Raw genomic sequence first — 25,483 nt, forward strand, 5'->3', positions numbered from 1 at the left:
AAAGGCCGAAAATTCACCGGGAAGATGGAGCTTTAGCCAAAGCTGTCATAACCCGCGCGGCCTTCATCGAGAAGGCGACGGATTGCCGCCAGTCCGTCAGCGACGTCCTGACGGTTTTGCGGGGCCGAAATGCCGACGCGAACACGGTGAAAGACGCGGTCGGAGCGCCCGGCCTTGAACTCGTCCTCATCGTCTATGAGCACGCCCTGCTCGTAAGCGGCGTTCTTGAACGTTCCAGAATGCCATGGCTCCGGCACGGACAGCCAGAAGAAGGGCACGCCATCATTGGAGGTGAAATCATGGCCGGTAAGCGTAGAGCGGGCTATCGCCAGGCGCGCATTGATTTCCGCCAGCGACCGTGCGCGGATTGCGGCAGCCTCGCCGGACAGGACCAGCTGCGCGCAGAGCTCTGCGAGCAGAAACGGCATTCCACCGGTCGTCATCTTGTGCGCGACGCGGACGCGATGCCGGTAATTGGGTGGGCAGGAGATCCAGCCGCCACGAACGCCCGCCGCGACCGACTTCGAAAGGCCGCCAACCACGAAAGTGCGTTCCGGCGCGAATTCGGCAAGAAGCGGCGTCGGGTCGTCGGTCAAGGCACCGTAGAGATCGTCTTCGATCAGAAGGACATTGTATCGCCGCGCGATATCGGCGATCGCCGCGCGCCTTTCCCTGGGCATGATAGCGCCGGTAGGGTTCTGGCCCGTCGGCATCAGAAAGGCCATGGCCGGATGCTTCTGCGCGCAGACGCGCTCGAAATCGTCCGGGTCGACGCCGTTCTCATCCGATTCCACCAGGGCCATGCGTCGGCCGACAAGCCCGGCGCTCCTTGCGATCTGCGTGTAGGTCACGTGTTCGAAAAGTATGTAATCGCCAGGAGAGGTGAGGGCCGATATGGCCGAAATCACCGCTGCATGGGCGCCGAGCGTCGGCACGATGCTGTCCGCCTGCGGATTGAAGCCATTGCGCGACAGCCAGCGCCGTCCTGCTTCGAACCAGTGGTCGGGGAATGATCTCGTATAGCTGGCGACCTCCTGCGGGTGATCGCGGGTGATTGCCGACAGGATCGTCTCGATTATCTTGCCCTGTCCGACATCCGGGGCAGCGGTGCTGTCGAAGCGCAGTTTTCCGATCGGCGGCTCTGCGAGGCGCGTGCCCTCCCTTGGCGCGACGGCAGGTATCTCGATGTTGTCGTTCGCATCCAGGCCACGCCCCAGCACATATGTTCCACGCCCGACCTCTCCGCTGACAAGGCCACGCTCGCGCAAAAGCGCATAAGCGCGGCCCACGGTGCCGATGGTGACACCGATGTCGTAGGCGAGATTTCTCTGGGGCGGCAGTTTTTCGCCGGCGGGCAATGTGCCGGCACCAATGTCGGATTCGATCCTGTCGGCCAGGCGCAGATAGAGCGGGCCAGAACCTTCGGAGAGATTGGGGAGCCAATTTGTCATGGTGACAATTTTCTACATTGTCTTTTGAATCGAGTCAATGCAGTTGAATTGTATCTATTAACGAGACTCTTTGAGCGAAATTATGAGTACAATAGATACAATTCGGAGTGGCTCATCCCTTCGGGAATCCTCAGCCGGGAAGTCGGATTATCTCCGCAGGTTCAGCACAACTGTGCTTCGGTTCATCGATTGGCTGGAAATGCGCTTGGAAAAGCGGCGTAGCAGGCTGGCGCTTATGGAACTGACCGACGCGCAGCTTGCCGATATCGGCATTTCAAGAGGCGAAGCCTATCGCGAAGGAATCCGCTCGTTCCTCGACTGAATCGCGGCCGGGGGACGTAGGTTTCTTACGTAGGGTCAGGCCGTGCTGCCGCAGGCATTGTTGCCGCTCGACCAGCGCGTCAGATCGGCGTGGATGCGCGCTCCGATGGGCTCCGACATCAGCGGGCCGAAGGATTCGACCCGGCTCGAATTGCCGCGCGCCTGCACGACGAGCAGGGGAAGTCCGCCATAATTCTTGGCCGGCACCAGCAGGAAGCGCGGTGTGCCGCCGAAAGCATTGAGCTCGTTGGCGAGACGATAGGATTTGAAAGCCGGGTCCTTGCTGGCGAACCAGCATTTGTGGGCGGCGATTGCGACCGTTTCCATTGCCAGCAGGGACGCGCTCTTGCCGGAGCCAACTGATGGCGTCGACGGCTTAGATCCGGACTGGCAGGCAGAGAGCACCAGCAGCGATGAAAGAGCTACCGTCAGAATGCGAAAATTCTTCATGCGCCGACGCCCGCCGTTTCGAATCGTTGATTTTGATCAGTAAGATACAGGAAGAAACGAAGAACTCTACGCTGGGTTCTCAAGCGTCGGCCAACGCTGGCTGGCTTGACGACCCGCGCAAGGCGCTCTCGAACAGCGCCCGGCCATCGCTGCCGCCATGGGCTGCCTCGATCAGGTTTTCGGGATGCGGCATCAGGCCGAGCACGTTGCCCCGGTCATTGACGATGCCGGCGATGTCGTTGATCGAGCCGTTCGGGTTCGTGCCTTCTGCGTAGCGGAAGACGACCTGGCCTTCGCCTTCTATGCGGGCAAGCGTGTCTGCATCGGCAAAGTAGTTGCCGTCGTGATGCGCTACGGGGCTGCGGATGATCTGGTTTGGCTTGTAGCCACGGGTGAAGGCCGTGTTGGCATTGGCGACCTGAAGCTTGACCTCGCGGCAGACGAATTTCAGCGATGCGTTGCGCATCAATGCGCCGGGCAACATGCCTGCCTCTACGAGAATCTGAAAACCGTTGCAGACGCCGATGACCGTAACGCCCTTGGCTGCCTTGTCGGCGATAGCGCGCATGACCGGCATGCGCGCGGCAATGGCGCCACACCGCAGATAGTCGCCATAGGAGAAGCCGCCGGGAATGGCGATCAGGTCGACATCCGGAATTTCGGTGTCGGTCTGCCAGACGGTGACGGGCGCTTTGCCCGAAATCTTGGTCAGCGCCGCGATCATGTCGCGGTCACGATTGAGGCCGGGGAGGACGACGACGGCTGATTTCATGATTGGAGCTACCGAACGATTTGTGGAGCGATGTGTTTGAAGGCGAGCTTGCCGACGCGTGCAGCTTCCTTGCGGCTGCCGGCAATATTACGCATCAGAAGCAGCTTGCCGTCCTGATAGATGGTGTAGGTTGCCGCATAGGTGCTATCGGCTATCTTGACGTCGCTGACGAAGCCCACGGCACCCTTGAGGTTGGCGGGTTTGATGCTGTAGCAACTGCTGCCGCGCGAAACTGCGTTCTGCTTGCAGATATCGAGCATCGTCTTGGCGGTCGTCTTGCCGCTTCTGATGTTGCTCTCCGTGCCGGCCGGGCCGCGGGAAAGCTGCAAATCCATGGCGACGAAACCGTCGCATTTCTCGCAGGCGATCGTGAGGCGGTCGCGCTCTTTCTTGACTGACCATTCGCCGGCCGGGAATGCGCCAACGTCGACCTTGCGAAGATCGGACAGCAGCATGTCGGCACTTGCGGATTGCGCACCCGCCAATAGGGCAACAAACGCTGCAGCTGACAGCTTCGCCAGGATGCGCGTTCCTATCGCCAGCCGCGCCTTCATCTACCGCAGTTCCACCGCGTAGTTCTCGATCACGGTATTGGCCAGAAGCTTGTCGCACATGGCGTTGAGGTCGGCTTCCACCTTCGCCTTGTCGGTTCCGTCGACCTCTATGTCGAAGACCTTGCCTTGGCGGACCGAGCCGACGCCGCCGAAGCCGAGTGCGTCGAGCGCATGTTCGATCGCCTTGCCCTGCGGGTCCAGAACGCCATTCTTGAGTGTAACGGTTACACGGGCTTTGATCACGGCCGCTTGTCTCCGGATATTTGCGTGGAAATGATGCGGCGCGAAAGCTGGCTTTCGCGCCGATATGCTCAGTGTTTTACAAGAACCGGGCCGGTCGGGCGCGGCGTCTCGTTTTCGTTCATGATGCCGAGACGGCGGGCGACTTCCTGGTAAGCCTCGACCAGTCCGCCCATGTCGCGGCGGAAACGGTCCTTGTCCATCTTTTCCTGGGTATTCACGTCCCACAGGCGGCAGCTGTCCGGCGAAATCTCGTCGGCAACGACGATGCGCATCATGTCGCCTTCGTAGAGGCGGCCGCATTCGATCTTGAAATCGACGAGCTGGATGCCGACGCCGAGGAAGAGGCCGGAGAGGAAGTCGTTGACGCGAATGGCGAGTGCCATGATGTCGTCGATTTCCTGCGGGCTCGCCCAGCCGAAAGCGGTGATGTGCTCTTCCGAGACCATCGGATCGTCGAGCGCGTCGGCCTTGTAGTAGAATTCGATGATCGAGCGGGGCAGGACGGTGCCTTCCTCGATGCCGAGGCGCTTGGCCAGCGAGCCGGCTGCGATGTTGCGCACCACGACTTCCAGCGGGATGATCTCGACTTCGCGGATCAGCTGCTCGCGCATGTTGAGCCGGCGGATGAAGTGCGTCGGGATGCCCATGCGGTTCAGATGGGTGAAGATGTGCTCGGAAATACGGTTGTTGAGCACGCCCTTGCCGTCCACCACTTCATGCTTCTTCTTGTTGAAGGCGGTGGCGTCGTCCTTGAAAAACTGGATAAGCGTCCCCGGCTCAGGGCCCTCATAGAGGATCTTGGCCTTGCCTTCATATATGCGGCGGCGATTTTTCATCTTATTTTTCTCTGGATTCAAGGGCTGTCGGCACGTAACCGGTCCCTTCATATCGCGCGCGAAACGCGGCGGTTGTGGGTTTCATGCGGTCTCTATCTCAAACGCAGCCATTGCTCAATCAGCAAATCCTCTCAATCAACCGCTTTCCCATACGAAATGCCGCACCGCAGGCTATAACAGCGCATATTGACCCGGACGCCGCCTTTTGGTTTGTGCTGGTACAACCCATATTCAACATCACGAATCGATATCAGATCCGGAGGATTTGCCATGAGCAGCATGAAGGACCGCGAAGAAGGCTTCGAAAAGAAGTTCGCGATGGACGAAGAACTGCGGTTCAAGGCGACTGCACGGCGCAATAAGCTGCTGGGCCTGTGGGCCGCCGAGAAGCTTGGCAAGACCGGTGCTGATGCGGACGCCTATGCCAAGGAAGTGGTAATTTCCGATATCGAGGAAGCAGGCGATCACGACGTGTTCCGCAAGATACGCAAGGATTTCGATGCCGCCGGCGTCGAGCAGTCCGACCACCAGATCCGCCGCACCATGGACGAATTGCTGGCGACTGCGGCCGAGCAGATCATGAATTCCTGACGTCTTCCCGGCGTTGGCCCAAATGAACCGCCCGCATGACGGGCGGTTTTTCTTTGCCTTGGCGGAAGTTTCCGGGTGAGATGATCCGGGAAATTTCGAGGAGCCGCTTCATGACATTTTCATCCCGACTGGCCGCTGGCGAGACGCTGATAACCGCATGGTCCGGCATTCCGGATGCGCTCACGGTCGAGATCGTCGCCGCGCAGGGTTTTGACGCGGTGACGCTCGACATGCAGCATGGCGGTCATCACGAAGACAGCGTCCTGCGCGGCATCGTTCCCGTGTTGCGGGCGAACAAGCATCCGGTGGTGCGCATCCCGGTCGGCCGTTTCGACATGGCGAGCCGGGCGCTGGATTTCGGTGCGGAAGCGGTCATCGCGCCGATGGTGAACTCGGTGGAGGATGCGCAGCGCTTTGCTGCGGCGATGAAATATCCGCCGGTCGGCGAAAGGTCGTGGGGGCCGTCCTTCGCGCTGCCACGCGCCGGCGGCAGCGACATGAAGGCCTGGCTGAAGGAAAGCAACGCGAAGACGGTATCCTTCGCGATGATCGAAACGCGCGCTGCTCTGGCAGCCCTTGACGGCATTCTGGAAACGCCGGGCATCGACGGCATTTTCGTCGGCCCCGCCGATTTCTCCATCGCGTGGACCAATGGTGCTACGGTCGATGCGACCTTGGAAGACATGATGGAAACGGTGGAGAATATTGCCGCCAAAGTCAGGGCTGCGGGCAAGCATGCTGGCATTTTTGTCGTCGATGCAGCCATGAGCGGTCGCTTCGTCGATATGGGCTATCGTTTCCTGGCTCTCGGCACCGAGCATCGATACATCGCCATGGGTGCGGAAGCGCTGCTTAAGACGGCGCGCGGTTCCCTGCGCTAGAGATATTCCGCTAACCCGGCAGGTTGCTGAGAAAGTTTGCGAAGGCCATCGTGCCTTCCGGCCACGGCCCATAACCGGCATCCGCATTGATGTGGCCGGCTTCACCGGCATGAATGAACCTCGAGCCCCAGGCAGCCGCGATGTCTTCCGCAATCTCCTGCGAGCAGAATGGATCGTTGCTGCTGGAGACGACGACCGACGGGAAGGGCAGCGGATCGCGCGGGTAGGGACCAAAGGTCATCAGGTGCTTCGGCCTGATTTCGGGGTTTGCGACATCGGGGGGAGCCACGAAGAAAGCACCCGCGACAGGCTTTTTGAATTGCGGGATGGCCTGGATGACAGTCGGCACGCCAAGCGAATGAGCGATGAACACCACCGGCTTTTGCGCCTCGTTCACCGCTTTCACGACAGCAGCCGTCCAGTCCTCGACGACCGGCTTCGACCATTCCGCCTGTTCCACGCGCCGCGCGGTGGAAAGCTTCTGCTCCCAGCGCGTCTGCCAATGGTCCGGGCCTGAGTTGGTGTAGCCGGGGACGATGAGAATATCTGCGTCTTTTACCTTCATGCCGCGCATGTAGCGATGGCAGGCTGTGCGTGCAACTCTTTGCTTTGCTGTCGCAATGCTGAACAGCGTGTTTCCTGATTTGCAGCTTGTGCACCAGACCTTGGGCCCCGATGTTACCAGCAACGAAACGTCGTTGATTTTCAGGGGATGGGCTTTTGCAACTCACACGGCGTAATTTTGTCGGCGGCGCCGGTCTGCTCGCTTTTGGGGCAGGGACGGGCACTGGCCGAACGGAGCCAGACATGAGCGAATTGCCATTTGCCGCCACCACGCCGGTCAGCGTTTCCCGCATCGGCCTGAAGGCGAAGAACGCCGAAAACCTCGCCGCCTATTATCGGGCGGTGGTCGGTCTTGAAGAACTGTCACGCGATGGATCTGTGATCACGCTGGGCGCCAGCGGCCGTCCTTTGATGGAGATCGAAAACGATGCTGCCGCACGCCAGGAAGACCCACGCAGCGCCGGCCTCTTCCACACCGCGTTTCTGCTGCCATCCCGCGCCGATCTTGGGCGCTGGATAAAGCACGCGATCGCCAGCAACATCGCCGTTGACGGTGCCTCCGACCATCTGGTCAGCGAGGCGCTTTATCTCACCGACCCGGAAGGCAACGGCATAGAAATCTATGCTGACCGCCCGCACGAAAGCTGGAAATGGAATGGTGCGCAGGTCGAAATGGCGACGGCGGCGCTCGATATCCCCGGCATCGTCGCCTCCGTGCCGGCCGGCAGCCCTGAATGGAAGAGCGCGCCGGAAAACAGCGTGATCGGCCACGTCCATCTTCGTGTTGGCAAGCCCGCCGAGGCTGAAGATTGGTGGAACTCGGAATTCGGCTTCGACACGGTTGCCAAATATGGCGGCAGCGCCGTCTTTCTGTCTTCCGGCGGCTACCACCATCACATCGGCGCTAATTCCTGGCAGAGCCCGGGTGCCGGAAAGCGTGAAAGTGGCCAGACCGGCCTGACCTGGGTCGAGATGCGCTCGGCCGCCGCCAAGGCGGAAGAAACGCGCGAGGACCCGTGGGGCACGGTTATCAGGACGGTGCCGGACAAGGCCTGAAGCGCGCAAAACGACAAATGAAAAAGGGCCTGCTGCAGGGAATGCGCAGGCCCTTTTTTGATGGGAGGTCGTATGCAGTTACAACGATGGCGACTGCATTCGGTTCCGTCTTAGCTTTGGCCGAATACCCGCTTGAAGATCGTGTCGACGTGCTTGGTATGATAGCCAAGGTCGAATTTTTCGCGGATTTCCTGCTCGGACAAGGCCGCCGTCACTTCCTTGTCGGAAAGCAATTCCTCAAGAAAATCAGCACCCTGTTCCCAGACCTTCATGGCGTTGCGCTGGACTAGCCGGTATGAGTCTTCGCGTGACACGCCTGCCTGCGTCAGTGCCAGAAGCACGCGCTGCGAATGGACCAGACCGCGGAACTTGTTGAGGTTCTTCAGCATGTTTTCGGGATAGATGACCAGCTTCTCGACGACGCTGGCGAGGCGGTTCAGCGCGAAATCGAGGGTGATGGTCGTGTCCGGCCCGATGGCGCGCTCGACGCTCGAATGCGAGATATCGCGCTCATGCCACAGTGCCACGTTTTCGAGTGCCGGCGTAACCGACATGCGCACGAGGCGGGCAAGGCCGGTCAGGTTTTCCGTCAAGACCGGGTTGCGCTTGTGCGGCATGGCCGACGAGCCCTTCTGGCCGGGCGAGAAGAACTCTTCCGCTTCCAGCACTTCGGTGCGCTGCATATGGCGGATTTCGATGGCGACGTTTTCGATAGACGAGGCGATGACGCCGAGCGTGGCGAAGAACATGGCGTGACGATCGCGCGGTATGACCTGTGTCGAGACAGGCTCCGGCACGAGGCCAAGCTTCTCGCATACATATTCTTCCACCGACGGATCGATGTTGGCGAAGGTGCCGACCGCGCCCGAAATGGCGCCCGTGGCGATTTCCGCGCGCGCTGCCACCAGACGTGCCCGGTTGCGTGTCATCTCGGCATAGAAGCGGGCGAAGGTCAGGCCCATAGTCGTCGGCTCGGCATGGATGCCGTGGCTGCGGCCGATGCGAATGGTGTTCTTATGCTCGAAAGCACGCGTCTTCAGGGCGGCGAGAACACGATCGAGGTCGGCCAGCAGAAGGTCTGCCGCGCGCACCAGCTGGATGTTCAGCGTTGTGTCGAGCACGTCGGAAGAGGTCATGCCCTGGTGGACGAAACGCGCGTCGGGTCCGATGAATTCGCCAAGGTGGGTGAGGAAGGCGATGACGTCGTGCTTGGTGACGGCCTCGATCTCGTCGATGCGGGCGACGTCGAACTTCGCCGCGCCGCCTTTTTCCCAGATCGTCTTTGCGGCTTCCTTCGGAATAACGCCGATCTCGGCCAGTGCGTCGCAGGCATAGGCCTCGATCTCGAACCAGATGCGGAAGCGCGTTTCCGGCGACCAGATGGCAACCATTTCCGGGCGCGAATAGCGAGGGATCATGTCAGGGCATCCATGTGAGCATTGTTCAGCGGCGTCCTAACAGAGGAGGGCGCATTGCTCAATGCGGACGGCGCGCAAACCACAAAGCAGCTATAAACAGGACGACGAAGCCAACCGGGAAGAACAGGCGAATTCCCAGCACCGTGAATTGATAGAGTGCGGCCAGCCCCGTGAAAACGATCTGGAATGCCCAGATCACGGTGAATGCGTCGGCGTGCCATTGCGCGTAGTAGAGGCGATACTGAATGGCATAAAGCACAGCCGTAACGCCTATCGTCGCGACGGCGAAGGAAACGAATGCGGCGGCAAATGCCGTTTCGGCGCGTTTGCCCTGTGAAAGAAAGGCGGCCCCCCATAGTCCGAGCGGAAAGGCTAAAAATCCCCCGGCTGCGAACAGTGTTGTCACGGTCCGCATCTTTTCCGGCGTTTCCCAGGCATCGAGCATGAGATTGAAAAGGGCACTGCCAGCCATCGCGACGGCCCAAAGTGCCGCGCCTATCGACGCGACGCGAACTGATGGACGGGTACGGCGAAGGCGTGCGAGCAGACGCCTGATGCCTTGATTGCCTGCAACGGCTGTGATGTCGGACGCGCTCACAATCGACCCGTCACAGCGATCCAGCGGTAATCCGGACCTTCGAAGCCGACGCCACGTATGGCGATCAGCACCGCATAGGCTGGCTTGCCGCCTTCGCCAAAAAAGGTCTGGATGCCGCCGATGCTATATCCGAGCGGACAGCCACGGCTCTGCGGGATTGTCTTGTCCTCATGCAGCGTACGCGTCTGGCCGCCGTCGTGTGCATCGATGCGAAGCAGGCGGAAGCCGGATGTCTCGCCCATGCCCTCGCAACTGGCTGCGGGCAGAGGGATTTCCTCGAGCCGAACCTCCAGCGGATCGTCAATGGGTGGGAAGACCGGGCGCGGATTGACGACCATGCGATGTGGGTCGGCGTTCAGTTGGGTTACCGCGTTGGAGCCGGCGGCAATGCCGCGATTCAGGCCTGCTCCCTTGACGATCTTGTCGCCGAGTTCGGAAGACTGTTTTCGAGCCGCTTCAAGATTTGCGCTCTCATCGTCGAGCCTGACGCGCACCGGCGAGCCGGGCAGGAATTTGTCGGTCGCGGTGTCGATGTAATAGCGGTTGGAATAGGGAAACCCTGATCCATCCTGCACGCCATATTCCTCGAAAACGAAGATGCCGCCGTCGGCGCTAAAGCCCATGACTTCCAGATTGGCGACGTCGCCGGCTCGGGCTGCCGGGACAGTCGCCAAGGCAGCAAGGCAGGCCGCTGCAAATACAGCCTTCACGTTCATGTTCTGCTCCGGTTTCGGCTCGAAGTTTTCCCGAACCATAAGGTCGAAGGTCCTAACACGGCGTATGCATCCAAACCGGCACCCGCGCGTTCACCTTGGTTGTCTATAACAAGGAGATATTGCCGTGGCGAACGTCAACCAGATTAGGGAACATATGGAAGTCATCGGGGCAGACGGCGTTCACGTCGGCACCGTGGACAAGGTCGAAGGTCATCGCATCAAACTGACAAGGAATGACAGCGGCATGGGCGCCCACAAAGGCCATCATCATTATATCTCCACCAGCCTTGTCGCTGAACTGGAAGGCAACAAAGTTCGCCTCTCGGCAAATGCGGATGTCGCGGTGACCTTCGAGGAAGAAGCCGACGGGAAATAGTCTCCTGTAGGCTCCTAGCGCGACGACCAGACCGGAAACAGATCGTTCTCGGCAGGGGTCGCGGCAAATATGGCGCGCGCGATGGCCCGCGCCATGGTCGCGCCTGCGGCGGCATAAAGGTCGATGGCGTCGTTCAGTTCCAGCGTCTTCCCGCTGCGGCCGGTTGCGAGTGCAAACACCAGATCGCCGTCGACGGGCGTGTGCGTCGGCCAGATGGCGCGGGCAAAGCCGTCATGCGCAGCGATTGCAAGCCGCTTGGCAGCCGCCTTGGTCATGACCGCATCGGTCGCGATTATGGCGATGGTGGTGTTTTCGCCGGCTTTCATGCCATCCCGGAATTTGAGACGAACGTCCTGGGCATCCGCGGGCAGAGGCGCCGGAAAGCCAAGCCCGCCGAACTCGTCGCCTATCTCCCAGGGGGCGGCCCAGAAATGACGGCTGTTGCCAACAGTAACAGACCCGGTCGGGTTTGCGGCGACCAGCGCGCCGATGGTGACGCCATTGGGCAGCAGCGTCGAGGCTGAGCCGAGGCCGCCTTTCAATCCGGCGCTCAACGCGCCTGTTCCGGCACCAGCGGTGCCGATTGAAAAATCCAGCGAGGCGTTCTGCACGGCCTCGTAACCGAGTTCGCGGTACGGCGGATAAAGCCCCCAATCCTTGTCGCCGCCGTTCGGCAGGTCGAAAAGGATCGCAGCCGGCACGATCGGGATTCGAAAATCGCGCGCCGCAAAGCCGATGCCCTTTTCGCGCAGTGCCGCCTGCACCCCGGACGCTGCGTCGAGTCCGAACGCCGAGCCGCCGGACAGCACCACCGCGTTGATGGTTTCGACCGAATTGTGTGCCTCAAGGAGGTCGGTCTCGCGCGTTCCAGGCGCTCCGCCCAACACCTGCACGCCCGCCACCGCCGGCTCATCGCAGAGAACCACGGAAACGCCGGATTTGAGCTTTGCATCGTCCGCATTGCCGACGCGCAAGCCGGCGACATCGGTGATCAGATTGCGCGGTCCGGTCCTGAAGGTCATTGCACGTCCAATGGGAGAAAGCGTGAGCCGTCGAAGCGGAACAGGCGATATGGGTTTGCCGAAAGATCGCCCTTGTCATTGAAACGCACGGGGCCGATCGAGGTGGAGAACTCGCGGCTGTCCAGCGTCTCAGCCAGAGGTTTTCTCGTATCAGTGGTTTCGGTCACGGCGGCTATGGCGATTTCGGTGGCTGCGTAAGCCGGCAGCACGTAGCCCTCGGGGACTATTCCCTTGGCGCCAAGCTTCGAGATGGCGGCTGGCGTGGCCATGTCGGACCATTCAGAAAGGGCGACCATCAACGTGCCTTGGGCGAGCGGCACGTCTCCCGGTGCAGACCGCAAATTCTCGCCGCCGGCAAAGATGATGTCGGTGCCGATCTTTTTTGCGTCGCGGGCCATTATGGCTATGTCGTCGCGGTCGCCGCCGACGAAGACATGCGTCGCTTCGGCCTTGCGCAACCTGCCGACCAGACCGATCTGGTTGTCCAGCTGCGGGCGAAATGTATCAGTAAATACGGGCTTTAGGCCGCTTTGCTCAGCCACCGTTCGAAAACTCTCGGCCAGTTCGCGGCCGTAGATCGTGCCGTCATCGATGACCGCAAAAAGCTCGTCGCGCCAAAGCCGGGTCAGCAGACGCCCGGCTGCCTCGCGCTCGCTGTCGGCGCGTGGTCCCAGGCGAAACACCGGCCAGCCGGTTTTTTCGCGGCTGTCGGTGCGCACGCCAACCGTGATGACGGGGATGTTTGCCTGCTTCAGGATCGGCAAGGCGGCTTCGATGGACTCCGTGCACAAAAAGCCGACGACAATCTGTACCTTTGCGTCGACAAATCGCTGGGCGGCATTCACGCCGCCTTCGCCCGTGCAGGTGTCGTCGGCGACTTCAAGTGTGATGTCGGGCGCGCTTGCTGCTTCGAGTGCGCCGTTGCGGATCTGCTCGCCGAGAAGCTGGGAAGGGCCGCTGAGCGGCGCGGCCACGCCGATGCGCATTGCCTCCGCCCGAGCCGGGCCGCCGGCGAGCGCCAGCGCGAACAGTGCGCCAATGACAAAGCCTGCAATCCGCATAGGTTTCAACGTTTCCCCCAATGCCGGCAAGGGCATAGCCGGCATCATTTTCCGGCCAAGAGGTAAAGGCTGCCCCTTGATAGCGCAACACGCTAATTCAAGGGTGGCCCAAGTCGCATTGCTTGTGGCGTTATGTCCTTGGCCATATATACCGGACAACTGATTGTCTTGGGGTTTACCGAGTGTTGAAGAAAAACGATATCGAGCCGCAGGCCTACCGGGATGCGATGAGCCATTTTGCCGGAGCCGTCCATGTCGTGACTACGGATGGGGCCGCCGGTAGGCGCGGCGCGACCGTGATTGCGGCCTGTTCGGTATCGGATACGCCGCCGATGATTCTCGTCTGCCTGAACCGCGAAAATCCCAAAAATCAGCTGTTTGTCGAGAACGGCAATTTCGCGTTGAACACGCTGTCTTCCCATCATCAACACGTGGCGGCAGGGTTTTCGGGCATCACGAAGCTGTCGGCCGACGAACGTTTCGCGCTCGCGCAATGGAACACGATTTCCAGCGGCGCGCCGACGCTTGCCGATGCGCTGGCGGTTTTCGATTGCGAACTGGTCGATACCAAGGATCTCGCGACCCATCGTGTGCTTTTTGGCAAGGTGACAGGCTTGCGCATCGGCGATAATTTGGAGCCGCTCGTCTATCACGACCGCGGCTATCACGTCCTTGGCCGATAAGGCCCATGGAGACGCAATGAACGAAGCGACGCCACGCCCGGTCCCCCAATCGATCGACGAAACACTCGATATGCTGACCGGGGCGAACTATGTCGCCGACCGGGCGCTGGCGACGGTGCTGTTCCTCAGCCTGCGCATGAAGCGGCCACTTTTCCTGGAAGGCGAGGCGGGCGTCGGCAAGACTGAAATCGCCAAGGTTCTGGCACAAGCGCTCGGCCGCCGGTTGATCCGGCTGCAATGCTATGAGGGGCTCGACGTTTCCTCGGCCGTCTACGAATGGAACTATGCCGCGCAGATGATCGAAATCCGCATGGAGGAAGCCGCCGGCAAGGTCGACCGCTCCGACATGGAACGCAACGTCTTCTCCGAAAAATACCTGATCCGCAGGCCAATCCTCGAAGCGCTGACCGGCAAGGATGGCGCAGCGCCGGTGTTCCTTATCGACGAACTCGACCGTACTGACGAAGCGTTCGAGGCGTTCCTTCTCGAAATCCTTTCCGATTTCCAGGTGACGGTGCCGGAGCTGGGCACGATCAAGGCGGAAGAACCGCCGATCGTCATCATCACCACCAATCGCACGCGCGAAATCCATGACGCGCTGAAGCGGCGCTGCCTCTATCATTGGGTCGATTATCCCGATGCAGAGCGCGAACTGGAAATCGTGAACCGAAAGGTGCCGCAGGCCAATGAGCGGCTTTCGGCCGAGGTCGTGCGCTTCATCCAGAAATTGCGCGAAATCGAATTGTTCAAGGTGCCCGGCGTTGCGGAGACCATCGACTGGGCGAGCGCTTTGACCGAACTCGACAAGGTCGCGCTCGATCCCGAAACCATTTCCGACACGATCGGCGTGCTGTTGAAATACCAGGACGACATAGCGCGCATCGAGCAGGGCGAAGGCCGCCGCATCCTCAATGAGGTGAAGGCGGAGCTTTCGGCGGCAGAGTAGACGGCGGGTGATGGACAATTTTCGTTCCACTCCGAAAACCGCCAAGCCCGAAGGGCGCATTGCCGACAACATCGTCTACTTCGCCCGCGCCCTGCGCAAGGCCGGCATGCGCGTCGGGCCGGCTTCGGTCAAGGATGCGATAGAGGCGGTGCTGGTGGCAGGCATCGGCAGCCGCGACGACTTTTACTGGACCCTGCATGCCGTGCTGGTCTCGCGGCACGAAGACCACGCGACATTTGACGAGGCCTTTCGGCTGTTCTGGAAATCGCGCGAACTGATCGAAAAGATGATCGCCATGTTCTCGCCGGTCGCACCCGACAAGCGCGAGAAGCAGAAGCCGCGCACTGCCGAAAACCGTGTCAGCCAGGCGATGTTCGAGGGCCACGAGAAGAACCAGCCGCCGCGCGAGATTCCGGAAATTGAGATCGATGCGCGCTTCACCGTGTCGGGCAACGAGATGCTGCGCGGCAAGGATTTCGCGCAGATGAGCGCTGCCGAGATAAGCGATGCCAAGCGCGCCATCGCCGCTTTGCAACTGCCTTTCGATATGGTCACGACACGGCGCTTCCGGCCCGACACACGCGGTCGTGTCGATCCGCGCGCCATGATGCGGGCGGCCGCCCGCACCGGCGGCGAGCTTATTCTGCCCAAATTCCGCTCGGCGCGCGAGGTTCATCCGCCGCTGGTGGTTCTGGCCGATATTTCCGGCTCGATGAGCCAGTACACGCGGATTTTCTTGCATTTCCTGCATGCGCTGACCGAAAAGCGCCGGCGTGTTCACACTTTCGTCTTTGGCACGCGGCTGACCAATCTGACCCGCCAGATGCGGCATCGCGATCCCGACGAGGCGCTGGCGGACAGTTCGGCTGCCGTTCAGGACTGGTCCGGCGGCACGCGCATTGGCGATACGCTGCATGAGTTCAACCGGCTGTGGTCGCGCCGCGTGCTCGGGCAAGGTGCTGTGGTGCTGCTGATTACCGACGGGTTGGAACGGGACGACGTTGCTGGCCTGAGCGAGGAAATGGAGCGGCTGAAAAAATCCTGCCGGCGGCTGATATGGCTCAATCCGCTGTTGCGCTTCGACGGTTTCGAGGCCCGCGCCCGTGGCGTTAAGGCGATGCTGCCGCATGTCGACGAGTTTCGACCGGTGCATAATCTCAACGCGCTGTCCGACCTCTGCGCATCGCTGGACAAGGCGACGACACGCGATGTTGATCCCCGCCGTTGGATGGGGATTGGCAGACCGCATGCAGCATGACCATATTTGTCGTCTGACGGTTTCGGAAAAGACCGTGTTCAATGAGAATCTGAGGGAGCGTCATGCAAAACACAGCGCATCTCGATGAAAGCCGCGACCCGCTGATTATCGCGGAAGGCTGGATGAAGGACGGCAAGGATGTCGCCATCGCCACCGTTGTCGAAACCTGGGGCTCGGCGCCGCGTCCGGTCGGCAGTCATCTGGTCATCGACGCAGAAGGCAATTTTCACGGCTCGGTGTCGGGCGGTTGCGTCGAAGGCGCGGTCGTGTCTGAGGCTGCGGATGTGATCGAGGGCGGCAAGCCGCGCATGCTCGAATTCGGCGTTGCCGACGAGACCGCCTGGCAGGTAGGGCTTTCCTGCGGTGGGCGCATCAAAGTCTATGTCGAGCGACTGGGATAACGGCGCATGGACCCGCTGCATCTGAAAAAGCTGAACACTGAGCGCCGGGCGCGCCGTGCCGCGATCCTTGTCACCGATCTGGGCGATGGCCGCGACCGCATCGTGCGCGAGGGCGACACGGTTGCGGGCGAACTTGGCGAGGCGATTGCAAAGGCGTTTCGCAGCGGCAATTCCGGTTCGGTCGTGGCCGAAGGCCGGAATTTTTTCCTGAACGTCCATCTGCCACAGCCCCGGCTGGTGGTGATCGGAGCGGTCCATATCAGCCAGGCATTGGCACCGATGGCGCAGATTGCCGGTTATCCGCTTGAAATCATCGATCCGCGCACGGCCTTCGCGACCGACGATCGCTTTCCCAGCGTGACGCTGTTTGCCGAATGGCCGGAAGATGTTCTGAAGACGCACCCGCTCGACAGCTACACGGCTTTGGCAGCGCTGACGCATGACCCGAAGATCGATGACTTTGCACTAAAGGCTGCACTCGACGCCGATTGCTTCTATATCGGCGCGTTGGGCAGCCGCAAAACCCATGCAAAGCGAGTCGAACGGCTGATGGCCATGGGCGCGCCGAACGAGGGTATCGAAAAAATCCACGCGCCGATCGGGCTCGACATAGGCTCGGCCAGCCCAGCTGAAATCGCCGTTGCCGTGCTGGCGGAAGTCATTCGCGCCTTCCGTTCGCGCGGGACGGCAAGGTTGCCAAAGGGCCAGGCGGCGTGAAGTTCGGGGCGATCCGCACCGAAGACGCAAAAGGCGCCATACTGGCGCATTCTGTCTCCGTGGGTGAAAGGCGTTTGCGCAAGGCGCATGTGCTGTCGGCCGAAGATATCGCCGCGCTGACTGCAGCCGGGGTTCGCGAACTCGTCGTTGCAAGGCTCGATCCGGGCGACCTCGGCGAGGACCAGGCGGCCGATCGCATCGCCAAAAAGCTCTCGGCCGACAACATCGAGACCAAGCCGGCGGCTACCGGCCGTGTCAATCTTCACGCCGAGGCTTCCGGCGTCTTTACCGTCGACAAGGCGACGATCGATGCGATCAATGCCGTCGATCCCGCAATCACGATCGCAACCGTTGCCCAATATGCCGAGGTCGAGAAGGGCCAGATGGTTGCGACCATCAAGATCATTCCGTTTGCGGTCTCGAGCGATCTGGTCGAGCAGGTCACCCGGCTGGTGAAATCGAGCGAAGTCTTTGCGGTCCATCCATTTCGGCCGAGGCGCATCGGGCTTGTCCAGACCATGCTTCCCGGCCTGAAGGAAAGCGTGCTGAACAAGACGGCGAACATTACGGCCGCGCGCTTTGCCCGGTCGCAAAGCCGGATCACGCAGGAGCGGCGCACGCCGCACGAAACCGGTGCGGTGAAGCAGGCCGTCGAAGAGTTGTTGGTCGAAAACGACATGGTCGTCGTCTTCGGCGCATCCGCAATGAGCGATTTCGAGGATGTCATTCCAGCAGCGATCGTCCAGGCCGGCGGCAAGGTCGTTCGCGCGGGCATGCCGGTCGATCCCGGCAATCTGCTCGTGCTCGGCGAGGTCGGCGGCAAGCCGGTTATAGGTGCCCCAGGCTGTGCCCGCAGCCCCAAGGAAAACGGTTTCGACTGGGTGCTGGATCGCGTGATTGCGGGTCTGCCAGTCACCGACATGGACATTGCCGGCATGGGTGTCGGTGGCCTGCTGATGGAAATCCCGACACGCCCGCAGCCGCGCGAGATAGGCGAGAAACCGCGCAACCCGAAGGTTTACGTCGTGCTGCTTGCCGCCGGCAGGTCAAGCCGCATGGGCGGGCCGAACAAGCTGATGGCGCTGTTCGACCAGAAGCCGCTTATCCGGCAAAGTGCTGAACGTGCGATCGCATCACGCACTGCTGGGACGATAGTCGTCACCGGCCATCAGGCCGACCGGATTGAAAGAACGCTTGCCGGGCTCGGCACGAAGCTCATCCACAATGCGGATTTCGCATCAGGGCTTTCCTCGTCGCTGAAAGCCGGTATCGCAGCCTTGCCGGACGATGCGGCCGGCGCGCTGGTGGTGTTGGGCGACATGCCGGCGGTAACGGCTGCCGATCTTGATCATATGGTCGCGGCGTTCAGGCGGTCCGGGGCGCAATCGATCGTCCGGGCCACCCATGACGGCAAGCGTGGAAATCCGGTCCTTCTGCCGCGTGCGCTTTTCCCTGCGGTGGCGACATTGCAGGGCGATACCGGCGCGCGCCATATCGTCGAAGCTGAGGGGGCCGACGTCATCGATGTCGAAATCGGCGCAGGTGCCGCGATCGACGTCGACACGCGCGACGCCATGGTGGAAGCTGGCGGCATCCTGCAGGAAACCTGAGAAGCGAGGCTCATGATTTTCAACACCCTGTTGCGCGGAGCGCTGGTGTCCGCGCTGTTTCTGGCGGCTGCGCCGTCGCTTGCCTTTGCCGACGGTGTTACGCTTTCTCCCTTCAAGGACGAGCTGTTTGCCTACCCCGGGGTTCTCTCCACCGGGCAGGGCGGCGCCTATACGGTGGTCGACTATCGGGAGATGCGAGACATCAACGAGCGCGACGAGATTCCCGAACGGCGCGTGCGCGGCAAATATGTCTCCACCGGCGTTCGCAAGGTCCAGAAGGATCTGGTGCTGAAGACCGACAGCGGCGACATCCGGCACGTCGCGGTGGGTAGCCTCCAGAATGCCAAGCTGATTACTGTCTATCTGCACGGGCAGGGCGGCAGCCGTAAGCAGGGCGTGGATGATTTTACCTTCGGCGGCAATTTCAACCGGGTGAAGAACCTGATGGCCGCAAATGGCGGCCTGTATCTTTCGCCCGATTTCCCGGATTTCGGCGACAAGGGTGCCGCGCAGATTTCCGCGCTGATCGCGCATTACGCCGATCAATCGCCCGGCGCGCCGGTGTTCGTGGCCTGCGGTTCGATGGGCGGTGCTTTATGCTGGAAGCTTGCAGGTGACAAAGCTATCGCGCCCCGGATATCCGGGCTGCTGCTGCTTGGCTCGCTCTGGGATGACGGCTTTTTGTCGAGCCCGGCGTTCAAGCGCAAGGTGCCGGTTTTCTTCGGGCAGGGCAGCAAGGACCCGGTATTTCCCATCGACAGCCAGGAGGCATTCTTCCGGTCTATTTCCGCCAAGTCGCCCGGCTATCCAACCCGCTTTGTCCGTTTCGAGACCGGCACGCATGGCACGCCAATCCGCATGACGGACTGGCGCGAGGTTTTGAATTGGATGCTTTCTCTCAAGCGATGACGCTATCCCATTGTTTCGCGTTCATTTTTGAAGCGCGAATTAAGGGGCCGTATTGTAGTCGACGACCGACTCTGGGTTGATTTCACCGTCATAGGAAGCATCGACATCGTATTGCACGAGCGTGAAATCGCCGTTGCGGAACAGCCATGTGCCGTTTGATGATGCGTCGCCCACGCCGCGCCATTTTCCATTCGACATGATGGTTTTCGTGGCTTCGTCGTAGGATGAGTTGATGAGCTGGTTTTCGCTGCGGTAACCGATGACGTTGATCGCCTCGACCTTGCCTTCGCTGTTCCCGCCTTCGTAATGGATGTCGAGTTCGGGCGTCGCAAAATGCAGTTCGCGCACGCCGTTCGTCTCGTCGGCCAGATAGTAGACGTGGATTTCATTATAGGCGCCGGCCAGGCAGAAAAAGCGGAAAAGCCGCGCCTTCTGTTCAGGGTCGCTTTCGGCGCTGCCGGCGGGATGAAACGAGATTGTGTGCTCCTCGGGCTTTATCGCGTCGTCAGGCTGGCCGGGCGCGAGCGAGGTGCATTGTTTTGAGTGGGTCGCGGCAAATGCGTTCCTGGCCTCTTCCAGAACTGCATCCTTCGGCGTGGGCGCTGGCCCGTCGCCGCAAGATGCGGGCAGGGCTTCCTCCAGCGGCTTGTCGCTCGGCTTCAGATCGCCTTTTTCTATGCGCAGGCCGGTAAAGGTCTGTTCCTGTAACTGAGGGTTCACGAGACGCGCGGTGTAGCAACCGGCGAACACGGCCTCGCTGCCGTCTTTCTTGCGGGCAAGGACCGCGGCGGGAATGCTGAAATAGGTGCTGCCGGCGGCCCCTTCGGCGCTGGCTTCGCCAGTGACGACCTGCACCTCTTCGGTGTTCTCGTAACCCTTGACGAAGGCCTCATAATCTTTCGCAGGCTTGGTATCGCCGAAATAGTCCCAGGCGCGGGAATATTCCTGGCGGTTCACTGCATTGTACAGTGACTTGATAAGAGAGGCGGCATCCGAACGGTCGTCGAGATAGGTTGGCTCGGCCGCCATCGCCGAAGCGGCAGCCAGACACGAAGCAAGGGCGGCGAGCACTATTCGTTTCATCCGCGAATCTCCCATTCGGCGGATAGTATCGGCCACGGAATGCGGCGCGGTCGTGACGGCCAAGCATCTGTAGCAAAAGTCGTCCCGGCGCGAGGCGCCGGAAACTATTAGCTGTTATTTGAGAGCCATCTCGCGAGCGATACGTGGAAAATCGGCAGGCTTCACGCCGATGTCGGCACGGTCTGCATTGCTCATCGCGTCGAGCATCTGGAACGCGGCGCGATAGCGGTTGTTTTCCCGGTGACGCCGGCTAGTGAACATTTCAGTCAGGAACTTCATGATCAGGACCCTTGGTTGGTCCTCCCACGATCAATATAATCGATTTATATTCCTTGTGCAGGGCAGCATTTGCATGGCTGCCATGTGTTTCGACGAATTCCAGCTGAAACTTTCTTCCGCGCGGCTCGTATTTTCCTATGCCGGCCGAAAGCCGGTTTTTTCCTCGTCGTAAGACGAATTCGGGCTGCACTTCGGTGTGGCCCATTTTTTGGCAGGTGCTGTTTGCATGAAACGGACTGCACCTAAATTTCTCCTCATCACGCCAAGCTATTTTTAACGAGCGCTGTCCTATGGTCGGGAGCGAAATGGCCAGTCGCGCGTTGACGGCAGAGGAGGCTGTCTTGGGAACGAACACCAACCGCGATTTCGCCTCGCTGCTTGACGATCTTTTCGTCAACCCGGCGCCATTCGAGGAGGCATCTCCTCCACCATCGGTTCCGTTCGACTATATGTCCGTTGCCGATGAGCTTCATTCCGGTCGTATCAAAGTCTCGACTGAGACGGCTACCGCCGAATATCGCGACGCTTCCGAGAATTTCGAGGCAGGCTTTGCCGCGTTGCTCTCAAATCTCGATCGATTGGCAGCGGACGAGGTGGCCGAGATCGAAAAGCTGCCGCCGATTGATCCCGAGGCGATTGCCAAGGAACTTGGATTGGCGGCGGCAAAAGCGAGTGCCGATTTCGGACGGCTTCGCCGGAGTTTTGCCTTCCACAATCATCCCGACCGCGTGGCCCCTCATCTGCGCCAGCGCGCCATGGTGCGCATGCAGGTTGCCAACATGCTGATCGACGACGCCAAGCGGCGCGCCGCCAAGCCGACCAAACGCTAACGCCCAGATTTTTACGCATTTGCCCGGACGGTGAGGAAAGCATTTTCCCTGTCGGCGAGGAAATTTGGCCTCCCGCTGCTTGGCGACGGGGCTGTCTCCGGTTTATGCTGAGGCCTCCTTCCCAGCGTGACCACGCAAAATACCCTTCCAGTTCCGGAGATTTTCCATGCAGCAGCGCCGCATTGGCCGCACCGACCTTTCCGTTTCCAAGATCTGCCTTGGCACGATGACATGGGGGCAACAGAACACCGAGGCCGAAGGTCATGCCCAGATGGACCTCGCTTTCTCGCGCGGCGTGAATTTTCTCGACACGGCCGAACTCTATTCGATCCCGCCAAAGCCCGAGACGCAGGGAAGCACCGAAACCATCGTCGGCAACTGGATGAAGGCGCGTGGCAATCGCGACCGCGTCATCCTCGCCTCCAAGGTGGTCGGCCGCACCTCTAATGAATGGTTCCGGGGAGGGCGACCGTCGAAGCTGGTGCGCACCGACATCTTCGATGCGATCGAGAAATCGCTGAAAAGGCTGCAGACCGATTATCTCGATCTCTACCAGATCCATTTTCCGGACCGGCTTATCCCCTGGGGCTCCAACCCGACGCGCATCGGCACCGTGCCGGGCAAGCGCGCCGAGGATGAAACGCCGATCGCCGAGACGCTCGCCGTGTTTGACGAGTTGGTGAAGGCAGGCAAGATCAGGCATCTCGGCCTGTCCAACGAAAGCTCCTGGGGCGTGATGCGCTTTCTCACCGAGAGCGACAAGGGCATCGGCCCGCGGGTCGCTTCGGTGCAGAACGCCTACAACCTCGTCAACCGCACCTTCGAGGTCAATCTGGCCGAAGTCTGCGAGCGCGAGGATGTCAGCCTGCTTGCCTGTTCGCCGCTGGCGCAGGGCTATCTGACCGGAAAATACGACCATGGCGCAAAGCCGGAAGGTGCGCGTTCGACGCTGTTCAACCGCGGTCAGCGCTACGAGACGCCCTATGCCGCTGAAGCGCTGCTCGCTTACAACGAGCTTGCGAAAAACTTCGGCATGGAGCCGGCGCTGTTCGCCAGCGCCTATGTGACCAGCCGCTGGTTCGTGACCTCCAACATCATCGGCGCGACGTCGATCCCGCAACTTGAAACGGCGCTGGCGGCGGCCGACGTGACCTGGACCGACGAGATGCAGAAGGCCGTCGACGATATTCATCAGCGTGTCGGCAATCCGTGCCCCTGAACGACAGATTGTGACGTTCTGGCCAGTGGACCGGCCCGGGCCCGCTCGATAAGTTGCGGGCCATATTCGCGAGAGGAAAAAATCATGACTGATATCTGGTTCCGCACGGGCGAGGCGACGGTGCTTGCAGCCGAAGGACAGGCGACGGATGCGATGCCCGAGGTTCTGATCGGCTCGGTACGCGGGCCGGTGGGGCAGGCCTTCGCCTCGATGATGGGGCAGGTGAAGGGCCACACCCGCATGTTCGTGGTGCGCGACCTGAACCAGCAGGTGAAGCCGGCGACGATGATGACGACAAAGGTCACCATCAAGAACATGGCCTATGCCGAGCTGCTTGGCGGCGTCGTGCAGGCCGCCACCGGCGACGCCATCGTCGATTGCCTTGCCGAGGGCATCCTGCCGAAGGACGAGGCCGACGAGCTCTGCATGATCATCATGATCTGGCTCGATCCGCGCTGCGCCGAGGATGAGAACCTCGATAAGAAGGATCTCTATCGCACCAACTACGAGGCGACCAAGATCGCCATCTCGCGCGCCATGACCGGCAAGCCGACCGCCGACGAGCTGATCGCCAACCGCAAGACGGTGAAGCACTATGCCCTCGACGGCGTCATCGACTACTGAGAGATCGTTTCCTAACTCTACCTTGCCGGCCATCTGACGCGGCAGGGTGGGTTGTCCAACAATCTCCGCTCTGGTCGCTGGACCGCCGCTTAAGCCGCGCTGGCTGTGATTTTGGTGGCCGCAAGGGTCTATGGATGCGCGCATAGTCCTTTCGGCCGCCAGAGTTCCTTGTTCATGAGCAGCACTTCCATATCCGCGCCGGCGATCCTCAGATCGCAACGCTGGGCGTTGGCCGCGCTGCTGCTTGGCGGCATCGTCATCGGCTGTTCGCCGATCTTCGTGCGGCTTTCCGAAGTCGGGCCGATGACCACGGCGTTCTGGCGCGTGGCGCTGGGAATGCTGCCGCTTCTCGCCTGGCAGGCCGCCAGCCCCGCGCGCGGTGAGGCCGATACACGGCCCGCCGGACTTTCCGATTACATCGCCCTTTGCGTGCCCGGCGTCATGCTGGCCGGCGACCTCGTCGCCTGGCACATCTCGCTTCACCTGACGTCGGTGGCCAATGCGACGCTGCTCGCCAACATGGCGCCGATCTTCGTGACGCTGGGCGGCTGGCTGCTTTTCCGCACGAAAATCAGCCGGATTTTCCTCACCGGGCTCGCGCTGGCGCTGGCCGGCGTCGTCATCCTCAAGGGCGGGCCGGCGGCCCTTGGCGGCGGAGACATCAAGGGCGATGTCATCGCAATCATCGCCGCGGTCTTCTATGCAGGCTACATCCTGTCGCTCGGAAAGGTGCGCAGCCGCTATTCGACGCTGACCGTGATGCTGTGGACGACCGGCTCGGCAGCCATCTGCATGCTGCCGCTGGCGCTGTTTTTCGAGGCCGGCTTCTGGCCCTATACGCTGTTCGGCTGGGCGATCCTGATCGGGCTTGCCTGGCTGTCGCACGCTGGCGGGCAGGGGCTGATCATCTTCGCACTGGCCTGGCTGCCGGCGGCCTTCTCGTCGCTGACGCTGCTGATCCAGCCGGTGGTGGCGACCATATTGGCCTGGCTTCTGCTCAGCGAGACCATCGGCATCATGCAGGCCGTCGGCGGGATCATCGTCCTTGCCGGAATATTGGTCGCGCGGCGCGGCTAGGGTGTATCGACATTCAGGTGATGGCGGGCTGCAAATGGCGATTTTATGCGCTTCCGGTGCTCACGCACCAAAATGTATTTTTTAGCCGGCCTCGCGTCATCAAACTGCAATAAACAAAGCTTGATCGGCCTATCGATTGCATTAGACGGCGAAACGAATAAACAGGAATCTGAACCAGAATTCCGTTGAAAACCCGTCGCGCCATGAAGCACCGAATCCTGTTCGGATCGTATCCGATTCCGCGCTTTGCCGGGGTGCCGAGCCACAATTTCATCGTCTGGGTCGATCCCGACGGGAAGCCGCTCTACGAGATCAATGGCGGGGCGAGCAATCCTGACGGCACCTTCAATTATTTTTCTATCTTCGGCCGGCTGACCGCCGTGGAAACCGACTATGCGCACAGCAATCTGGCATACTGCCCGGAATTCCATATCCGCCCGACGTCGCGCACCGTGCTGTTGCTGGAAGCGCCTCATCGCGAGGTCGCGGCGCGCTGGGCGCGGGGCATGAGGACGGTGAACCGCATCGCCGCCTCGGGCCTGCGCTATTCCTTCCTGACCCAGAACAGCAATTCGGTCGCCTCCGCTGTCGCGCGCGGCATGGATCTCGTCGTACCGCGCTCCTCTCTCGGACCGCTGCGAGCACCCGGCGGACGCCGCCGGCTGGCGCTGGAGCCGATGGTGGCTTAACGGCATCTCTTCCTTCTCCCACAAGGGGAGAAGGTGAGGCGCGCTTCATCATCGCCAACCTCCCTCATCCTGAGGTGCGAGCGTTAGCGAGCCTCGAAGGACGCACCTGTTCATCGCCACGCCTGCTTTCGCATCTGGCCATTGTCAAAGAGCCGGGAAAGACGGGCGGCCGAAATCTCGCTCATCTTTTGTATTTTTCTGCGATCTTTCGACCGCCCGTCTCGGTGTCTGTCCCGAAGTCGGCCGGT

General features: G+C 60.9%; 32 protein-coding genes. 17 read left to right on the forward strand and 15 right to left on the reverse strand.

The genetic code is table 11. The features are described from left to right. Nucleotides 1-32: 32 nt before the first annotated feature. Nucleotides 33-1,451, reverse strand: a complete 1,419-nt coding sequence (locus BM413_RS09825) for an aminotransferase-like domain-containing protein (protein WP_091912777.1) — start codon at nucleotides 1,449-1,451, stop codon at nucleotides 33-35. Nucleotides 1,452-1,533: 82 nt separating this feature from the next. Between BM413_RS09825 and BM413_RS34100 the strand changes: the two genes are divergently transcribed. Continuing rightward, entirely contained in the window at nucleotides 1,534-1,773 is a 240-nt protein-coding gene (locus BM413_RS34100; protein WP_091912779.1) for a DUF1127 domain-containing protein, read from the forward strand. A 35-nt stretch (nucleotides 1,774-1,808) separates the two neighbouring features. Here BM413_RS34100 and BM413_RS09835 read toward each other — a convergent pair whose 3' ends face one another. The 5 genes from BM413_RS09835 to purC form a co-directional block, all read right to left on the reverse strand. Then, complete coding sequence (locus tag BM413_RS09835; RefSeq protein WP_091912781.1) at nucleotides 1,809-2,222, reverse strand: hypothetical protein; 414 nt, start codon at nucleotides 2,220-2,222, stop codon at nucleotides 1,809-1,811. A gap of 79 nt (nucleotides 2,223-2,301) precedes the next feature. Continuing rightward, nucleotides 2,302-2,994: a phosphoribosylformylglycinamidine synthase subunit PurQ gene (gene purQ / locus BM413_RS09840; RefSeq protein ID WP_091912783.1), complete on the reverse strand. Its 693-nt coding sequence runs from the start codon at nucleotides 2,992-2,994 to the stop codon at nucleotides 2,302-2,304. Nucleotides 2,995-3,002: 8 nt separating this feature from the next. Then, the gene (locus BM413_RS09845) at nucleotides 3,003-3,548 is read right to left on the reverse strand and encodes a hypothetical protein (RefSeq protein ID WP_091912785.1); all 546 of its coding nucleotides are present in this window, start codon (nucleotides 3,546-3,548) and stop codon (nucleotides 3,003-3,005) included. Further along, nucleotides 3,549-3,791 carry a phosphoribosylformylglycinamidine synthase subunit PurS gene (purS, locus tag BM413_RS09850; protein ID WP_091912787.1) on the reverse strand — a complete coding sequence of 81 codons (243 nt, stop codon included), beginning with the start codon at nucleotides 3,789-3,791 and terminating at the stop codon, nucleotides 3,549-3,551. Nucleotides 3,792-3,859: 68 nt separating this feature from the next. Beyond that, nucleotides 3,860-4,627: a phosphoribosylaminoimidazolesuccinocarboxamide synthase gene (gene purC / locus BM413_RS09855; protein WP_091912789.1), complete on the reverse strand. Its 768-nt coding sequence runs from the start codon at nucleotides 4,625-4,627 to the stop codon at nucleotides 3,860-3,862. 270 nt (nucleotides 4,628-4,897) lie between these two features. Between purC and BM413_RS09860 the strand changes: the two genes are divergently transcribed. Together BM413_RS09860 and BM413_RS09865 are read left to right on the forward strand one after the other, a co-directional pair. Beyond that, nucleotides 4,898-5,218, forward strand: coding sequence for a DUF1476 domain-containing protein (locus BM413_RS09860; RefSeq protein WP_091912791.1), 321 nt, complete (start codon nucleotides 4,898-4,900; stop codon nucleotides 5,216-5,218). Between the two features lie 110 nt (nucleotides 5,219-5,328). After that, a complete protein-coding gene (locus BM413_RS09865; protein WP_091912890.1) occupies nucleotides 5,329-6,099 on the forward strand; it encodes an HpcH/HpaI aldolase family protein in 771 nt (256 codons plus the stop codon). A gap of 10 nt (nucleotides 6,100-6,109) precedes the next feature. On the opposite strand, the gene BM413_RS09870 is transcribed toward BM413_RS09865, so the two are convergent. Then, nucleotides 6,110-6,664: an RBBP9/YdeN family alpha/beta hydrolase gene (locus BM413_RS09870; protein ID WP_091912891.1), complete on the reverse strand. Its 555-nt coding sequence runs from the start codon at nucleotides 6,662-6,664 to the stop codon at nucleotides 6,110-6,112. A 242-nt stretch (nucleotides 6,665-6,906) separates the two neighbouring features. Here BM413_RS09870 and BM413_RS09875 point away from each other — a divergent pair, with 242 nt between their 5' ends. Further along, nucleotides 6,907-7,719 (forward strand): VOC family protein, encoded by an 813-nt coding sequence (locus BM413_RS09875; protein WP_091912793.1) that lies wholly within the window; start codon nucleotides 6,907-6,909, stop codon nucleotides 7,717-7,719. A 110-nt stretch (nucleotides 7,720-7,829) separates the two neighbouring features. On the opposite strand, the gene purB is transcribed toward BM413_RS09875, so the two are convergent. The 3 genes from purB to BM413_RS09890 form a co-directional block, all read right to left on the reverse strand. Continuing rightward, nucleotides 7,830-9,137 (reverse strand): adenylosuccinate lyase, encoded by a 1,308-nt coding sequence (gene purB / locus BM413_RS09880; RefSeq protein WP_091912795.1) that lies wholly within the window; start codon nucleotides 9,135-9,137, stop codon nucleotides 7,830-7,832. 58 nt (nucleotides 9,138-9,195) lie between these two features. Next, on the reverse strand, nucleotides 9,196-9,609 hold the full coding sequence (locus BM413_RS09885; RefSeq protein ID WP_091912893.1) for a hypothetical protein: 414 nt from the start codon (nucleotides 9,607-9,609) through the stop codon (nucleotides 9,196-9,198). A 122-nt stretch (nucleotides 9,610-9,731) separates the two neighbouring features. Further along, a complete protein-coding gene (locus BM413_RS09890) occupies nucleotides 9,732-10,451 on the reverse strand; it encodes a DUF2259 domain-containing protein (protein WP_091912797.1) in 720 nt (239 codons plus the stop codon). 124 nt (nucleotides 10,452-10,575) lie between these two features. Between BM413_RS09890 and BM413_RS09895 the strand changes: the two genes are divergently transcribed. Next, the gene (locus BM413_RS09895) at nucleotides 10,576-10,827 is read left to right on the forward strand and encodes a DUF2171 domain-containing protein (protein ID WP_091912799.1); all 252 of its coding nucleotides are present in this window, start codon (nucleotides 10,576-10,578) and stop codon (nucleotides 10,825-10,827) included. Between the two features lie 14 nt (nucleotides 10,828-10,841). On the opposite strand, the gene BM413_RS09900 is transcribed toward BM413_RS09895, so the two are convergent. Then, complete coding sequence (locus BM413_RS09900; RefSeq protein WP_091912801.1) at nucleotides 10,842-11,849, reverse strand: P1 family peptidase; 1,008 nt, start codon at nucleotides 11,847-11,849, stop codon at nucleotides 10,842-10,844. Then, the gene (locus BM413_RS09905; protein WP_175544292.1) at nucleotides 11,846-12,910 is read right to left on the reverse strand and encodes a branched-chain amino acid ABC transporter substrate-binding protein; all 1,065 of its coding nucleotides are present in this window, start codon (nucleotides 12,908-12,910) and stop codon (nucleotides 11,846-11,848) included. Before BM413_RS09905 ends, BM413_RS09900 begins: the two co-directional genes overlap by 4 nt. A 182-nt stretch (nucleotides 12,911-13,092) precedes the next feature. Here BM413_RS09905 and BM413_RS09910 point away from each other — a divergent pair, with 182 nt between their 5' ends. The 7 genes from BM413_RS09910 to BM413_RS09940 all read left to right on the forward strand — a co-directional run bounded on the left by BM413_RS09910 (nucleotide 13,093) and on the right by BM413_RS09940 (nucleotide 19,434). Further along, nucleotides 13,093-13,593: a flavin reductase gene (locus BM413_RS09910; RefSeq protein ID WP_091912805.1), complete on the forward strand. Its 501-nt coding sequence runs from the start codon at nucleotides 13,093-13,095 to the stop codon at nucleotides 13,591-13,593. Nucleotides 13,594-13,609: 16 nt separating this feature from the next. Then, nucleotides 13,610-14,539, forward strand: a complete 930-nt coding sequence (locus tag BM413_RS09915; protein ID WP_091912807.1) for an AAA family ATPase — start codon at nucleotides 13,610-13,612, stop codon at nucleotides 14,537-14,539. 10 nt (nucleotides 14,540-14,549) lie between these two features. Then, on the forward strand, nucleotides 14,550-15,797 hold the full coding sequence (locus BM413_RS09920) for a vWA domain-containing protein (protein WP_091912809.1): 1,248 nt from the start codon (nucleotides 14,550-14,552) through the stop codon (nucleotides 15,795-15,797). A 62-nt stretch (nucleotides 15,798-15,859) separates the two neighbouring features. Further along, nucleotides 15,860-16,198, forward strand: a complete 339-nt coding sequence (locus BM413_RS09925) for an XdhC family protein (protein ID WP_091912811.1) — start codon at nucleotides 15,860-15,862, stop codon at nucleotides 16,196-16,198. Nucleotides 16,199-16,204: 6 nt separating this feature from the next. Then, nucleotides 16,205-16,915, forward strand: a complete 711-nt coding sequence (locus BM413_RS09930) for an XdhC family protein (protein WP_091912813.1) — start codon at nucleotides 16,205-16,207, stop codon at nucleotides 16,913-16,915. Beyond that, nucleotides 16,912-18,525, forward strand: a complete 1,614-nt coding sequence (locus BM413_RS09935; protein ID WP_091912815.1) for an NTP transferase domain-containing protein — start codon at nucleotides 16,912-16,914, stop codon at nucleotides 18,523-18,525. The genes BM413_RS09930 and BM413_RS09935 overlap by 4 nt, the downstream gene beginning before the upstream one ends. A gap of 12 nt (nucleotides 18,526-18,537) precedes the next feature. Next, entirely contained in the window at nucleotides 18,538-19,434 is an 897-nt protein-coding gene (locus BM413_RS09940) for an alpha/beta hydrolase family protein (RefSeq protein WP_091912817.1), read from the forward strand. Nucleotides 19,435-19,473: 39 nt separating this feature from the next. Here the strand turns inward: BM413_RS09940 and BM413_RS09945 are convergent, their stop codons facing one another. The 3 genes from BM413_RS09945 to BM413_RS32440 form a co-directional block, all read right to left on the reverse strand. After that, entirely contained in the window at nucleotides 19,474-20,517 is a 1,044-nt protein-coding gene (locus BM413_RS09945) for a DUF1176 domain-containing protein (RefSeq protein ID WP_091912819.1), read from the reverse strand. 114 nt (nucleotides 20,518-20,631) lie between these two features. Continuing rightward, nucleotides 20,632-20,796 (reverse strand): hypothetical protein, encoded by a 165-nt coding sequence (locus BM413_RS33080; RefSeq protein ID WP_091912821.1) that lies wholly within the window; start codon nucleotides 20,794-20,796, stop codon nucleotides 20,632-20,634. Continuing rightward, nucleotides 20,780-21,154: a hypothetical protein gene (locus BM413_RS32440; RefSeq protein WP_139238571.1), complete on the reverse strand. Its 375-nt coding sequence runs from the start codon at nucleotides 21,152-21,154 to the stop codon at nucleotides 20,780-20,782. The genes BM413_RS33080 and BM413_RS32440 overlap by 17 nt, the downstream gene beginning before the upstream one ends. On the opposite strand from BM413_RS32440, the gene BM413_RS09955 reads away from it, so the two are divergent. From BM413_RS09955 to BM413_RS09975, 5 genes are all read left to right on the forward strand, one after another. Next, nucleotides 21,138-21,626 (forward strand): hypothetical protein, encoded by a 489-nt coding sequence (locus BM413_RS09955; RefSeq protein WP_091912823.1) that lies wholly within the window; start codon nucleotides 21,138-21,140, stop codon nucleotides 21,624-21,626. The two genes, BM413_RS32440 and BM413_RS09955, sit on opposite strands and share 17 nt — an antisense overlap. Nucleotides 21,627-21,792: 166 nt before the next feature. After that, a complete protein-coding gene (locus BM413_RS09960; protein ID WP_091912825.1) occupies nucleotides 21,793-22,845 on the forward strand; it encodes an aldo/keto reductase in 1,053 nt (350 codons plus the stop codon). Nucleotides 22,846-22,929: 84 nt separating this feature from the next. Continuing rightward, nucleotides 22,930-23,469, forward strand: coding sequence for a formaldehyde-activating enzyme (fae, locus tag BM413_RS09965; RefSeq protein WP_091912827.1), 540 nt, complete (start codon nucleotides 22,930-22,932; stop codon nucleotides 23,467-23,469). 174 nt (nucleotides 23,470-23,643) lie between these two features. Beyond that, nucleotides 23,644-24,546, forward strand: coding sequence for a DMT family transporter (locus BM413_RS09970; RefSeq protein ID WP_091912829.1), 903 nt, complete (start codon nucleotides 23,644-23,646; stop codon nucleotides 24,544-24,546). Between the two features lie 203 nt (nucleotides 24,547-24,749). Continuing rightward, entirely contained in the window at nucleotides 24,750-25,235 is a 486-nt protein-coding gene (locus tag BM413_RS09975; protein ID WP_091912831.1) for a hypothetical protein, read from the forward strand. Nucleotides 25,236-25,483 lie beyond the last annotated feature (248 nt).

The organism is Mesorhizobium sp. YR577, assembly GCF_900116595.1.
Taxonomy (GTDB): Bacteria; Pseudomonadota; Alphaproteobacteria; order Rhizobiales; family Rhizobiaceae; genus Mesorhizobium_M.